Raw genomic sequence first — 12988 nt, forward strand, 5'->3', positions numbered from 1 at the left:
GGCCGCGAAGCCGGCTTCGACACCCGGGCGAAGAAACTTTCAGAGCGACGCGGTGAGCCCCCGGGCCCGCAGCACCGCGCGTTCCAGCGGGCGGAACACCACCAGCTCGATCCCCACCCCGACCAGCAGGATCAGGAAGATCGCCGCGATCACCGTCTCCATGCTGTTGAACGACGAGCCCTGGTTCAGGTACGCGCCCAGCCCGACGCCCAGCTGCGGCGACAGCGCGATCAGTTCCGCGGCCATCAGCGAGCGCCACGAGAACGCCCAGCCCTGCTTCAGCCCCGCGAGGAAGCCCGGCAGGGCCGCCGGCAGCAGGATGTGACGGGCCGAGGACAACCGGTTCGCGCCCATCACCTGGCCGACCCGCGGCAGGATCGGCGGGATCTGGTCGATGCCGGACACCAGGCCGTTCGCGATGGACGGGACCGAGCCCAGCAGGACGACGAAGTAGATCGCCGCGTCGTTGATGCCGAACCACAGGATCGCCGCCGGGACCCAGGCCACCGACGGGAGGCTCTGCAGGCCCGTCAGCAGCGGGCCGATCGCCGCGCGGACGACGCGGACCTTCGCCACCACCAGGCCCAGCGGGGTGCCGATCAGCACGCCCGCGAGGAAGCCGAGCGCCGCGCGGTGGACCGACGTCCAGACGAAGCCGAAGACCTTGCCGTCGACGACGTTGCTCCAGAACTCGTCCCACACCGCCAGCGGCGCCGGCAGCTGGGACTCCGGCCAGAAGGCCGCGGCCCAGAGGACCTGCCAGACGACGACCAGCAGCACCAGCGCGCCCAGTGGCGGCAGGAACCCCCAGGCGAAGCGCTTCCAGAAGCTCGGACGGCGCTCCCCCACCGGGGCGTCGAGGGCGTCGAGGCCGGAGCCGACGGCTTCGAGGTCCTCGACCTCCGACCGGTCGAGCTGCGGCATGGGTGCTGATCACCTCGCGCAGGTGGCCCGTGATCTCCTCGGTCAGCTCCTCGGCGTCGGCCAGCGGGACGTCCGTCCACTCGCGCACGACCCGGCCGGGCCGCGACGACAGGAGCACGACCCGCTGCCCGAGCCGGACCGCTTCGCGCACGTCGTGCGTCACGAACAGCACCGACGTGCTGGTGCTGCGGTACACGCGGAGCAGCTCGCTCTGGAGGCAGTCGCGGGTGATGGCGTCGAGCGCGGCGAACGGCTCGTCCATCAGCAGCAGCGACTGCTCCGGGTCGCCGCCGACGCGCAGGGTCGCCGCCAGCGCGCGGGCCAGTGCGACGCGCTGGCGCATGCCGCCGGACAGCTCGTGCGGCCGCTTGTTCGCCGCGTCGGTCAGCCGGACCAGTTCCAGCAGCTCGGCGGCCTTTTCGCGGCGCTCGACCCGGCCGAACCCGGCCAGCCGCAGCGGCAGCTCCACGTTGCGGGTCGCGGTCAGCCACGGCATCAGCGCGGCTTCCTGGAACATGACCGCGGGCCGCGACGTGTTCAGCGTGATCTCCCCGGCCGACGGCGCGTCCAGGCCCGCGACGAGGTTCAGCAGCGTGCTCTTGCCGCACCCGGACGCGCCCAGCAGGCAGACGAACTCGCCGGGCGCGACCGTCAGGTCGACGCCGTCGAGCGCGACGACCGCGCGGCCGGCCGGGCCGAACGTCTTGCGCACGCCGTCGAGACGCACCGCGGTCGTGCCGGTGAACCGGGCCCGGCCGCTGGGGAGGGTCGTGGTCATCGGTGGCTGCCTCTCCGGATGGTCACTTGGTCAGTTCGGAAGCTTCGACGGCGGGCAGGTTCTTGGCCTTCAGCACCTCGTTCAGCGGGCCGAAGTCGGCGAAGCCCTTGAGCGACACCGCCGTCTTCACCACGCCTGCCGTCACCGAGTCCTGCGCGAGCTGCGGGAATTCGGCGGCGACGGGGTCGGTGGTCAGCTCGATGCCGGAGAACGCGCGGTCCAGGACCGCCGCGCTCAGGGTACTGCCGGCCAGCTCCTTGAGGGCGCCGTTGACCACCGTCTTCGCCTCCGCCGGGTTGGCCTTGGCCCAGTCGATCGCGGCCAGCTCGCCCTTGAGGAGCGCGCGGACGGTGTCCGGGTGCTGCTGCAGGAACTCGCTGCGCACGATCACCACAGTGGTCGGGAACCGGCCGCCGGGCCACAGCGTCTTCTCGTCGACGAGCACCTTCGCGCCGGCGTCGAGGACCAGCCGGGACGCCCACGGCTCCGGCAGCCAGCCGCCGTCGACCTCGCCCTTCTTGAAGGCGTCCAGCGTCTTCGGGTTGTCGAGGTTGGTGATCTTGACCTGGTCGGTCAGCTTCTTCTCGGCCAGGAACTTCTTGAGCGCGACGTCCTGGGTGTTGGCCAGCTGCGGCGTGGCGATGTTCTTGCCCTTGAGCTGGTCCACGCTGGTGATGTCCGGCTTGACGACCAGCTGCGCGCCGCCCGAGACGGCGCCGGAGATCAGCTGGATGGCGCCCTTGGACTTGGTGAAGGCGTTGATCGCCGGGCCGGAGCCGAGGAACGCGACGTCGAGGGAGCCGCCGAGCAGGGCGTTGACCTCTTCGGGGCCCGCGTTGAACGTCTGGGTGGTGAGCTTGGTCGAGCCGAGTTCGTTCTTGAAGAAGTCCTTCTTGGCGCCGATCAGCGCGGGCGCGTGGGTGACGTTCGGGAAGAACCCGACCCGGACCTCCCCGGCGGCGCCCTGGTTGGCGGCCGGCGCGGTACCGCTGTCCGCGCGTGAGCAGCCGGCGAGCACGCCCACGACGGTCAGGGCGGCCAGCGCCGAGGCCAGGAAGCGGGTTCTGCGGTGGGTGCGCACGTCGGTGTCGCCTTTCGGGATCGGTGTTCGGGGCGAGGTTCGCACGGTCACCCACTGGGGCGCATAGCCATCCGCATCCCGGGAAATCTTGTGAGATTCCTTGACATCGGTGGCGCATGCCCCTACTGGGGACCGTTCGACCAGGTGGAGCGTGGTGCCGCAAGAGCATGCGGCGTCGACCGGCCGGACGCGAGGGCCCGCGCGAAGTTCCCGGGATCCGGGAGGAAAGGCCCTTTCGGAGAAATCCCGTAACGCGGGCAACCGCCCGCGTCACCCGGACGTGGTATCGATGACGACCGATCCGGGAGGGATGAGATGACGAGCACCGCACACCGACGGGGCCACGGGGTCGCCGGCGTCCGAGTGGCGCTGGTCGTGCTGTTCATCGGGCTGGGCCAGGCGTCCTTCGAGTGGCTCCGGTCACTCGGCATGGACGCGGTGACGAGCCTGGTCGTCTGGGCGATCCCGGTCGCGACGGGCGCGGCCGTCGCGCTGGTGCTGTGGCTGGCTTCGGACCGCGCCTTCTCACTGCGCGTGTGGGGACCGGTCGCGGTCTGCATCCCGGTCTACATCGGCGGCGCGTTCGGCCTGGCCACGGCGACGGCGAGCCTGGTGGCGTCGATCGTGAGCGGGATCGGGCTGGGCATCGCGGTGGTGGCGGTGGCAGGCCTGCTGCGCTCGCGACGGCAGGCCTCCAGCGCCTGAGACCGGGTCAGCGGCGCAGCAGCAGGGACACGTCCCCGAACTCGTGCCACAGGTACCGGCGCTCCACCGCCGCGTCGTAAGCGCGCTGGACGCGGTCGCGGCCCGCCACCGCCTCCAGGAGCAGCAGGTGGGACGCCTCCGGGGCGTGCAGTCCCGTCACGATGCCGTCCACCACGCGGGCCGGGTGGTCCGGGCCGAGCACCAGGTCCGTCCACCCCTCGGCCGCACGAACCTCTCCCCCCGCGAACGCCGATTCCAGGGCGCGGGCCGCCGTCGTGCCGACCGCGATCACGCGGCCGCCGCGGGAGCGGACCCACGAGACCAGTGCCGCCGTCGTGGCCGGGACGCGGAAGCGTTCCGGCTGGGGCGGCTCGTCCGCCTCCGGCGACGACACCCCCGTGTGCAGCAGCAGCGGCGCGAACAGCACGCCGTCGGTCACCAGGCGCGTCACCAGCTCCGTCGTGAACGGGCGGGCCGCCGAGGGCATCTCCGCGCTGCCCGGCTCGCGGGCGAAGACCGTCTGGTAGTCCGACAGCGGCCACGCGCGCGGCACGTACCCGTAGCGGATCGGGCGGCCGGCCGTGGCCAGGAAGCCCGGGACCGGGCCCTCCACCGCCACCGAAGCCCGCCACAGCCGCTCGGTCACCGGGGAGCGCAACGTCAGGGACGCGCCGCCGGGCAGTTCCAGGACCTCGCCGGGGCGGCCGTCGAGCAGCGGGCCGCCGGGGGCGCGCAGCTCCACGACCCAGCCGCCGTCGTCCAGGGGTGACGCGAAGTGGACGACCACCGGGCGGCCGGAGCGGACCGCGTCGACCGCTGCCGGCAATGTTCCCGACGTGTTGACCACCAATAGGTCACCGGGCCGCAAGTGCGCGCCCAGTGCGGAGAACACCGTGTGGTGCACACCTGACGGCGAAGCGACCAGCAGGCGGACCTCGTCGCGTGCCAGACCTCGGGCCTCCGGTGGCGCCGAAGCGGACAACTCCGCGGGAAGGTCGAAGCGGATGTTCATGCGGTCACCAGGAGGTCTGCCGCGCGGTAGCGGCCGCTCGGCGGGCGCTCGTCGAGCAGCCGCAAGAACCCCGGGACGACCGACGACGGCAGTGGCCGGTCCGAGATGTCCTCGCCCGGGAACGCGCGCTGGTGCATCGCCGTGCGCAGGTCGCCCGGATCGACCGCGTACACCGCCAGGTCCGGGTTCTCCGCGCCGAGCACCGCCGTGAGCTGGTCGAGCGCGGCCTTCGCCGAGCCGTACCCGCCCCAGCCTTCGTAGGGCTCGACGGCCGCGTCCGAGCTGATGTCGATGAGCGTTCCGCGCGACGCCGTCAGCGCGGGCAGGAGCAGCTGCGTCAGCGCCAGCGGGGCGAAAACGTTGACGCGGTAGACGTTCTCCAGTTCCGCCAAGGGGTAGCTGCCCAACAAAGGCAGCGGGCTGACACCCAGGGAACTGGCGTTGTTGACGAGCAGGTCGAGCGACGGGCACGCGCCGGCCAGTGACGCGCGGTGGCGGGGGTCGGCGACGTCGCCGGGAATCGCGGTGAAGCCGATCTCCTCGGCAGCGGCCGAAAGCGCGGCCGCGTCGCGGCCGTCGCCGACGACCGTCCACTGGCGACTCACCAGGGCCGCCGCGAGGGCGCGGCCCAGACCGGCGGACGCGCCGGTCACGAGTGCGGTTGGCATGGTTCCTCCTCCGAGGGCTACCACACCATCGTGAAACCTCTACATTACTTGAGGTCAACCCGGCGGCACAGCGGGAAGTACGCTGCCAGCGAAACGACGAACCCGACGTAGTAGGCGAGATCCGCGCCGTGCAGCGCCGCCGCGACCGGTCCGGTGTAGAGGGACGTGTTCATGAACGGCACCGCCGCGCCGAAGCCGAGCACGAACGCCACCACCGCCGCCCACGGCCGCACGGACACCGAACCCAGGACGTCGACGCGCCGCCCGCCGCGGGTGCGCGCGAGCCAGTCCGGGACGACCACGCCGAGGAACGGCGGGATCCAGTAGCTGACGAACAGCAGCACGTTCTCGAACTTCGCGGACAGGTCGCCGCTGTGCATCCAGAGGATCAGCGCGAACGCCAGCACCGTCACGACCACCGCCGACACCGGGCGCCGCAGCCGGACGCCGACGGTCTGCAGGGCCAGTGATCCGCTGTAGTCGTTCATCGCGTTCGACGACACCGCCGCCAGCGCGATCACCGCCAGCGCCAGCGCGCCCAGGAACCCGCCGCCGAGCAGCTTCGCGACACCGGACGCCGTCTGGTCACCCAGCGACGACCCCAGCGCGAGCCCGAGGCCCTCGCCGATCGCGTACGACACGACGAGGCCGAAGAGGGTGGCCCAGAAGACGCTGCGCGACGACGTCGACGCGGGCAGGTAGCGGCTGAAGTCCGACGCGTACGGCGCCCAGGAGATCGCCAGCGACAACGTGATCGTCGTGAACAGGACGACGCCGCCCGCCAGGTCGGCGCCCGAAGCCGTGTCCGCCGCAGCGATCGGGTGTCCGGAAAGGACCTTCACGGCGAGCGCGGCGAACGCGAGCACCAGCAGCACGCTCATCACCGCCTGGACGCGGTGGATCAGCGCGTAGCCGAACACGCCGAGCGCGCACTGCAGCACCAGCACGATCAGCACCGCCGCCCAGAACGGCAGCCCGGTCAGCTCGGCCAGCGCTTCGCCGCCGAACAGCCCGACCAGCGCGTCCCACGCGATCGAACCGAGCCACTGCACCAGGCCGGGCAGGACGACGCCGCCGCCGAACGGCAGCCGGGCCAGCGGCAGCTGGCCGGTACCGGTGCGCGGGCCCCAGGTGGAGAGGTAGGCGACCGGCAGCGACCCGAGCACGGTGCCGGCGAGCATCGCGGCCAGCCCGGTCCAGAACCCCAGGCCGAGCGACGCGGCGAGGGTGCCGGTGAACACCGCCGTCATCGTCAGGTTGGGCGCGAACCACACGCTGAACAGCCGCCACGGCCTGCCGAACCGGTTGCCCTCCGGGACCGGCGCGATACCGTGGGTTTCGATCGCCAGGTCGCCGCCGCCGGTGGGCATCCGCCCGCCGAAGACCTCGGCGTCCAGACCACGTCCGCTCATTCCCTGCCTCCCGTTCGCCCCGGGGTTCACCCTAAAGCGCCGCCGCCCGGTGTAACGCGAGAGCCCGAACGGGCGAATGACGGTTTGCGTGTCCGGGAGCACACCGGGAGGGGTGGGCGTGGCGCAGCACCCGCGGACGCTCGTGATGACCGGCCTGCTCGTCGCCGGCCTGGCCCTCGGGGTCACCGCGCTGACGCTGAAGGCGGCCGACGGCGGTCATTCCGCGCTCGACACCGCGCTCAGCACCGCGACCGGCTTCCTCTTCCTGCTCGCCGGCGCGGTCGCGCACGTCCGGCGCCCGGCCAACCCGATCGGCGTGCTCATCGCGTTCGCCGGCGTCGCGCTGTTCCTCGAAGACCTCCAGTTCGCGCGGAACCCGGTGCTGTACACGATCGCCGTGCCGCTGCGCGCCGCGTCCAGCCCGGTCATCGCGCACCTCGTGCTCGCGTTCCCCCACGGCAGGCTGCGGTCGCGGTGGGAGCGGCTGCTGGTGACCGCGGCGTACCTGGTGGTGCTCGGTTCGGGCGTGGTCGGGCTCCTGGCCGACGACGACCCGCGCGACCTGCTGGCGATCCGGCCGGGCTCGGACGGCGGCGCGTTCGCCGACCGCGCGCTCGAGCTCGCCGCCACCGCGATCAGCGCCGGCGTGGTCGTCGTGCTGCTCTACCGCTGGCTGACCGGGCGGCTGCCGCAGCGGCGCCTGCTCTCGCCGGTGATCACCATCGCGTTGCTGGGCGCGCTCACGTCGGGGGCGGGCACGGCGCTCGGCGACGGGCACCCGCTGTCGCACCCGCTCCTGCAGGCGTACCGGATCCTGTTCTGCCTGTGGCCGCTGGCGTTCCTGGCCGGGGTGCTGCGCGCCCGCGTCGGCAACGCCGAGATGATCCGGCTGCTGCTGGAGCGCGACGGCACCGGGCTGGCCGCGCTGGTGCAGGACGACGAGGTCTGGAAGGACAGCCGGTCGATCGACGCGCTCAACGCCGCGGCCGGGCTGGTGCTCGACAACCAGCGGCTCACGGCGGAGCTGGAGCACCGGCTGGCCGAAGTGCGCGCGTCGCGGGCGCGGCTGGTCGAGGCCGGCGACGAGGAACGCCGCCGCCTGGAACGCGACCTGCACGACGGCGCCCAGCAGCGGCTGGTGAGCGTCGTGCTCCTGCTGCGGATGACCGGCCGCCGCTACGGCGACGATCTGCCGCCGGAGGTGCGCGCCCTGCTCAGCGGCTCGGTCGACGAGCTGCAGACGGCGATCACCGAGCTGCGGGAGCTGGCCCGCGGCATCCGGCCGGCGATCCTCACCGAAGCGGGCCTGGTCGCGGCGGTCCGGTCGCTGGCCGACCGCAGCCCGATGGACGTGGCCCTGTCGGTCGGCACGGTGCCGCGCCTCGACGCGGCGGTGGAGGCGACGGCGTACTTCGTGACGTCGGAAGCGCTGACGAACGCGTTGAAGCACGCGCAGACCGACCGCGTCGGCGTCCGGATCGCGGTCGAGGGCGCGGAACTGCGGGTCGCGGTGACCGACCACGGCGCCGGCGGCGCGTCCCTGGACGGCGGGACCGGGCTGGCGGGCCTGCGCGACCGCGTCGAGGCGCTGGGCGGCGAACTCGACGTCGCCAGCGGCCCCGGCGGCACGGCCGTCAGCGCGGTCATCCCCCTGGTCGCCGAAAAGCCGTGAAGGCCTCCTTACCGGGCGAAAAAGCCGGTAAGGAGGCCTTCACGGACTGGGACTAGACGAGGAGCAGGAAGAGCAGGCCGTTCGGCGTGCCGAGACCCGTCACGTCGTCGTAGCCGGGGGTGGTGTGGATGGTCAGGCCCTGGTAGTCGAGCGTGCGCACCGAGGTGAGCAGCCCGCCCGAAGCGTCGACCGAGTTCGCGTAGTCGACGCGCTCCACCGCGGCGTCCACGTGCTTCACGTCGCTGATCGCCGAGGTGCGCGAAGTCAGCTTGTAGATCACGGGGTTGATGAAGCCGTGGTGGAAGTGGTCGACGCTGTCGGCCACCGCCATGATGCCGGCGAACACCGGCGACGCGAGGCTCGTGCCGCCGATCCGGTACTGGTCGTAGTAGGCGCCGTCCGGGAAGGTCTGCGTCTGGCCGACCAGGAAGCCGGTGTTCGGGTCGCCGATCGCGGAGATGTCCGGGACGACCCGGCCCTTCTTGTGACCGGTCTGGTTCTTCGTCGACAGCGCGTCCGGCACGACGCCCTTCTGGTAGAAGGGCTGCTCGAACAGGCGGCTGGTGCCGCCGCCGGAACCGCTGGTGTAGTTGGCCGGGCCGTAGACGCCGTTGGTCAGCGAGGACTTGCTGGTCTCCCAGCCGGTCTCGAAGATCCGCTTGCCGTCCTTGCCGATCGCGATGGACGTGCCACCGACCGCGGTGATCCACGGCGCCGAGGCGGAGAAGTCCGGCGACGGCGTGCCGAGGCGCGCGACCTCGTCGCCGTTGTCACCCGAGGAGAAGTAGACGCCGATGCCCTCGAGCACCGCCTGCAGCGAGATCTGGTTGAACACCTTGACCTCGTCGGCCGGGATGTCCTCGCCGGTGTCGCCGTAGGAGTTCGACACGATGTCGGCCTTGTGGCCGGCGATCACGTAGTTCAGCGCCACGTCGAGGGCGTTGTCCTCGCAGGACTCGCCGCCGACGTACAGGATGTCGGCGCCCGGCGCGAGACCGTGGGCGGCCTCGACGTCGAGGGTCTCCTCGCCGTACCAGCCCGCCGCGTCGCACTGGTCCGGCGGCTCGAGGACCGGGTTCGCCGGGAAGACGTGCTGCTTGAACTGGCTCTGCTTCAGCGGGTGCGCCGGGTCGTTCTTCCGGGCGTACGTGCTGGCGTCGGCGTAGATGGTCGGCGAGGCGAACGCGTCCACGATGGCGATCGTGGTGCCCTTGCCGTCCGCGCCGACCTTGTCGACGCCGTAGGCCGACCGCAGCTGCGCCGGGGTGTAGCCGCAGGGGGCGTACGGCAGGTGCTGGCCGTTGTAGGCGGGATCGGTGGTGTCGATCTTCTCGCCGTAGTAGGCGCTGCACGGCCGCGCGTTGCGGAAACCGGGGCCGGGGGCGACGTCGGACGGCGTGCCGGCACCGGTGGCGTGGTCGGGCTTGAACAGGTTGGTCGCCTGGTCCACGCCGACGACGCCGAGGACGTCGTCCGCCAGGTTCGCGGGCACCGACAGGTTCTTGTCGGCGGCGCGGAGGGTCTGGCCCTTGACCTTGTACTTGCCCAGCTTGACGCCGAACGCGTCCTGCGTCTGGCCGGCGGTGCCGGTGGCCTCGACGTAGGCGCGGTTCGACGGCACCTCGCCGATGCTGAAGCCGTTGCCGGTCAGCCACGCCTTGACGGCGTTGACCGTCGCGTCACTGGCGGCGAAGCGGTCACGCACCTGGTCCGGGCTGAGGTACTGGCGGTAGGTCGCGCTGTCCGGATCGGACACGGCCTGGGCCAGCGCCTCGGCACCCGCGTTGTCGCGCTGGTTCAGGTAGACCCGGAAGCTCAGCTTCGACGCGGGCGCCGTGTCGGCGACCTTCGCCTGCGCGTTCGCCCACAACGGGTGCGACTGCGGAATGTCCTGACGCCCCTGCGCGGACGCCGTCGCCGGCAGGGCGCCGGTCAGGCCACCCACCACCGCGAGCGAAAGGAGCAGGGTGGAGCTTCTTCGCACAGAAATCTCCCTCTTCGAAAGCGGCCCCAGAAAACGGGCCTGGAACACCGGGTGAGACTAGATCGGTGTTCCGCTCGCGGGGAAGTGCTTGCGGAACCGTTATCTCGGCGCGAATTCACGTCCCGATGGGCGTGGTGCGGAAATCCGATTTGTCGGAGAGAAAACGCGAGGAATGCTCTCTTGTGCGCGGTAAGTCCGGTTTCGCGGACCACGTCCGAAGGGGACGCGCCACCTACTAAAGTCGGGTGGTCCGTCCACTCGGGACAGTCCGCGCCGTGACGGCACTTCGGCCGTGGTCAACGGGCGAGCTTGCGGTCCACTTCGGCCACGGAGAACACCGTTTCCACGACCAGCGCCACCGCGCCGCCGAGCGCGTCGCCGCGGCCGCCGATCTCCACGCGCAGGTTCCGCGTCGCCCGCGGGAGGGCCCGGCGGTAGAGCTCTTCGCGGACCCCGGCGACGAAATGCGGTTCGGCGAGGTCGCCGGCGACCACGAGCACGCCCGGGTTGACCACGCACACGAGCGTCGCGAGGACCTCCCCCACCTGGCGGCCGGCGATTTCGGCGAGCCGGACCGCTTCCGGGTCGCCCGCCACGAGGCGGTCGCGGACGCCCGAGCCCGACGTCGTCGGCAGGCCCAGCTCGGTCAGCCGCGCGGCGAGCGCGCCGCCGCCGGCCACGGCCGCCAGGCAGCCGAGTGAGCCGCACAGGCAGCGGGCGTCCGGGCGGCCGGGCAGGCGGACGTGGCCGATGTCGCCCGCGCCGCCGTCGACGCCGCGGTAGACCTCGCCGCCGATGACGATGCCGGCGCCGATCCCGGTGGACACCTTGACGACCACGAGCGAGGCCGAATCCGGGTAGCGGGCGCGGTGTTCGCCCAGCGCCATCAGGTTCGCGTCGTTCTCGACCAGCACCGGCGCGGCGAAGCGGGCGCCGAGGTGGGCGTCGATCGGGTAGCCGTCCCAGCCCGGCATGATCGGCGGCTGCGTCACGCGGCCGCGGCCGGGTTCGACCGGGCCCGGCACGGAAACGCCGACGCCGCAGACGGGCAGCCGGACCTCCGCCAGCATCGCGTCGAACCAGCCCGCGATCGCGTCGAGCACCGGTTCCGGGCCGTCGGCGACGCGCAGCTCGCCGCCGCGGTGGGCCAGCCGCCGTCCGGCCAGGTCGGTGACCGCGGCCTCGGCGTGCGTGGTGTCGATGCTCGCGGCGAGGACGACGGCGTGCCGCTCGTCGAAGCGCAGGTGCCGCGCCGGGCGGCCGCCGGTGGACTCCTCCTGGTCGCCTTCGGTGAGCAGGCCGGCCGCCTGGAGCCGGTCGAGGCGCGCGGTGAGGGTCGAGCGGGACAGTCCACTGCGGGTCAGCAGGGCCTTCCGCGTGGTCGCTTCCCCCGTCTTGACCAGCTGGAACAGTTCTCCGGCACTGGTCGGCATCCGGCGTCTCCCCTCTTTTGTCTATTGACAATACACAAGTTGGAGATAACTTGGACATATGGATGTAACACGAGCCGCGGCCGTACTGTCGGGCAACTGGCTCGGCTCGTCGACCGTGCCCTCGCGCGGGCTGTACCCCCACCAGTGGAGCTGGGACTCCGCGTTCATCGCGATCGGCCTGCGCCACCTGGCGCCCGAGCGCGCGCGGCGCGAGTTGCTGACACTGTTCTCCGCGCAGTGGCGCGACGGCCGCGTCCCGCACATCCTCTTCAACCCGGACACCCCGCCCGAGGCCTACTTCCCCGGCCCCGGTTTCTGGCGCGCCGGCCGGACGTCCGGGCTGATCCAGCCGCCGGTGCACGCGCGCGCGGTGCTCGCGGTGCACGAAGCCGCGCCCGACCGCGAATTCCTCGCCACGCTGTACCCGAAACTCCGGGCCTGGCACGAATACCTGCTGGGTGCGCGCGACGCGGGCGGGCGCGGGCTCGCGGCGATCGTGCACCCGTGGGAGTCCGGAATGGACAACAGCCCGGCGTGGGACGGCCCGCTGGCGCGCGTCACGCCGTCGACCGGGTTCATCCGTCGCGACCTGACGCACGGCGAGGCCGCCGACCGGCCGAGCGACGAGGACTACGGCCGGTACGTCCGGCTCGCCGCGGACTACCGGGACAGCGGCTACCGGGACTTCGGCGAGTTCGCCGTGGAAGACCCGGGTTTCAACGCGCTGCTGGCCGACGCCGAACTGGCGCTGGCCGCGATCGCGGACGAGCTCGCCCTCCCGGCGGCCGCCGCCACCCACCGCGAATCGGCGGCGCGCGTGGCGAAGGCGTTGCAGGAAACCCTGTGGGACAACGGCTTCTTCTTCGCCCGCGACGTCCGCACCGGCGCGCTGACCCCGCAGCACACGTGCGCGGGCCTGCTCCCGCTGCTCCTCCCGGACCTGGCGGTCGCGCCGGCCCTCCTCGCCACGGCGACCGGCCCCCGCTTCGGCCTCGGCCGCGTCCACGGCGTCCCGAGCTACGACCTGACCGCCCCGGACTTCGACCCGGCCCGCTACTGGCGCGGCCCGTCGTGGACCAACATCGGCTGGCTCCTCCACCGCGCCCTCCTCGCCCACGGCGAACCCGTCCTCGCCACCCAGCTGCGCGAAGACCTGCTGACCACGGCGGCCACCACGGATTTCGCGGAGTACTGCGACCCGCTGACCGGCGCCGGCCACGGCACCCGCGAGTTCAGCTGGACGGCGGCGCTGGCCGTGGACCTGCTGGCTTCGTGATTCATTCACGGCGATCAAGTTGACAGATTCTGGACAATTAACA

General features: G+C 72.2%; 10 protein-coding genes and 1 pseudogene. 3 read left to right on the plus strand and 8 right to left on the minus strand.

Features of this window, described 5'->3' with window-relative positions; genetic code table 11:
* Window positions 1-39: 39 nt before the first annotated feature.
* The 3 genes and pseudogenes from EIY87_RS00845 to EIY87_RS00855 form a co-directional block, all read right to left on the minus strand.
* Entirely contained in the window at window positions 40-924 is an 885-nt protein-coding gene (locus EIY87_RS00845; protein ID WP_125305696.1) for an ABC transporter permease, read from the minus strand.
* Window positions 914-1702 (minus strand): annotated as a pseudogene (locus tag EIY87_RS00850) (ABC transporter ATP-binding protein); the annotation flags it as partial. The pseudogene EIY87_RS00850 and the gene EIY87_RS00845, both read right to left, overlap by 11 nt.
* 22 nt (window positions 1703-1724) lie before the next feature.
* Complete coding sequence (locus EIY87_RS00855) at window positions 1725-2783, minus strand: ABC transporter substrate-binding protein (protein ID WP_125305697.1); 1059 nt, start codon at window positions 2781-2783, stop codon at window positions 1725-1727.
* A 315-nt stretch (window positions 2784-3098) separates the two neighbouring features.
* On the opposite strand from EIY87_RS00855, the gene EIY87_RS00860 reads away from it, so the two are divergent.
* The gene (locus tag EIY87_RS00860) at window positions 3099-3488 is read left to right on the plus strand and encodes a hypothetical protein (protein ID WP_125305698.1); all 390 of its coding nucleotides are present in this window, start codon (window positions 3099-3101) and stop codon (window positions 3486-3488) included.
* Between the two features lie 7 nt (window positions 3489-3495).
* Here the strand turns inward: EIY87_RS00860 and EIY87_RS00865 are convergent, their stop codons facing one another.
* Genes EIY87_RS00865 through EIY87_RS00875 form a run of 3 tightly spaced genes read right to left on the minus strand, consistent with a single transcriptional unit; the run spans window position 3496 to window position 6580 of the window.
* A complete protein-coding gene (locus tag EIY87_RS00865) occupies window positions 3496-4500 on the minus strand; it encodes an S-adenosylmethionine:tRNA ribosyltransferase-isomerase (protein WP_125305699.1) in 1005 nt (334 codons plus the stop codon).
* Window positions 4497-5168, minus strand: coding sequence for an SDR family NAD(P)-dependent oxidoreductase (locus tag EIY87_RS00870; protein WP_191983895.1), 672 nt, complete (start codon window positions 5166-5168; stop codon window positions 4497-4499). Before EIY87_RS00870 ends, EIY87_RS00865 begins: the two co-directional genes overlap by 4 nt.
* 44 nt (window positions 5169-5212) lie before the next feature.
* The gene (locus EIY87_RS00875; protein ID WP_125305701.1) at window positions 5213-6580 is read right to left on the minus strand and encodes a purine-cytosine permease family protein; all 1368 of its coding nucleotides are present in this window, start codon (window positions 6578-6580) and stop codon (window positions 5213-5215) included.
* 145 nt (window positions 6581-6725) lie between these two features.
* Between EIY87_RS00875 and EIY87_RS00880 the strand changes: the two genes are divergently transcribed.
* A complete protein-coding gene (locus EIY87_RS00880) occupies window positions 6726-8252 on the plus strand; it encodes a sensor histidine kinase (protein ID WP_191983898.1) in 1527 nt (508 codons plus the stop codon).
* A 52-nt stretch (window positions 8253-8304) separates the two neighbouring features.
* On the opposite strand, the gene EIY87_RS00885 is transcribed toward EIY87_RS00880, so the two are convergent.
* Together EIY87_RS00885 and EIY87_RS00890 are read right to left on the minus strand one after the other, a co-directional pair.
* On the minus strand, window positions 8305-10236 hold the full coding sequence (locus tag EIY87_RS00885) for a S53 family peptidase (protein WP_125305703.1): 1932 nt from the start codon (window positions 10234-10236) through the stop codon (window positions 8305-8307).
* Window positions 10237-10532: 296 nt separating this feature from the next.
* Window positions 10533-11669 (minus strand): ROK family protein, encoded by a 1137-nt coding sequence (locus EIY87_RS00890; protein WP_125305704.1) that lies wholly within the window; start codon window positions 11667-11669, stop codon window positions 10533-10535.
* A gap of 58 nt (window positions 11670-11727) precedes the next feature.
* Between EIY87_RS00890 and EIY87_RS00895 the strand changes: the two genes are divergently transcribed.
* Entirely contained in the window at window positions 11728-12945 is a 1218-nt protein-coding gene (locus tag EIY87_RS00895) for an MGH1-like glycoside hydrolase domain-containing protein (protein ID WP_125305705.1), read from the plus strand.
* Window positions 12946-12988 lie beyond the last annotated feature (43 nt).

The sequence above is a fragment of the Amycolatopsis eburnea genome (assembly GCF_003937945.1).
GTDB lineage: Bacteria > Actinomycetota > Actinomycetes > Mycobacteriales > Pseudonocardiaceae > Amycolatopsis > Amycolatopsis eburnea.

Bases quoted from the DNA above. Each gene is read 5' to 3' on its own strand.
- EIY87_RS00875 (WP_125305701.1), bottom strand. From the start codon at position 6,580: ATGAGCGGACGTGGTCTGGACGCCGAGGTCTTCGGCGGGCGGATGCCC.
- EIY87_RS00860 (WP_125305698.1), top strand. From the start codon at position 3,099: ATGACGAGCACCGCACACCGACGGGGCCACGGGGTCGCCGGCGTCCGA.
- EIY87_RS00865 (WP_125305699.1), bottom strand. From the start codon at position 4,500: ATGAACATCCGCTTCGACCTTCCCGCGGAGTTGTCCGCTTCGGCGCCA.
- EIY87_RS00870 (WP_191983895.1), bottom strand. From the start codon at position 5,168: ATGCCAACCGCACTCGTGACCGGCGCGTCCGCCGGTCTGGGCCGCGCC.
- EIY87_RS00890 (WP_125305704.1), bottom strand. From the start codon at position 11,669: ATGCCGACCAGTGCCGGAGAACTGTTCCAGCTGGTCAAGACGGGGGAA.
- EIY87_RS00880 (WP_191983898.1), top strand. From the start codon at position 6,726: ATGACCGGCCTGCTCGTCGCCGGCCTGGCCCTCGGGGTCACCGCGCTG.
- EIY87_RS00895 (WP_125305705.1), top strand. From the start codon at position 11,728: ATGGATGTAACACGAGCCGCGGCCGTACTGTCGGGCAACTGGCTCGGC.
- EIY87_RS00845 (WP_125305696.1), bottom strand. From the start codon at position 924: ATGCCGCAGCTCGACCGGTCGGAGGTCGAGGACCTCGAAGCCGTCGGC.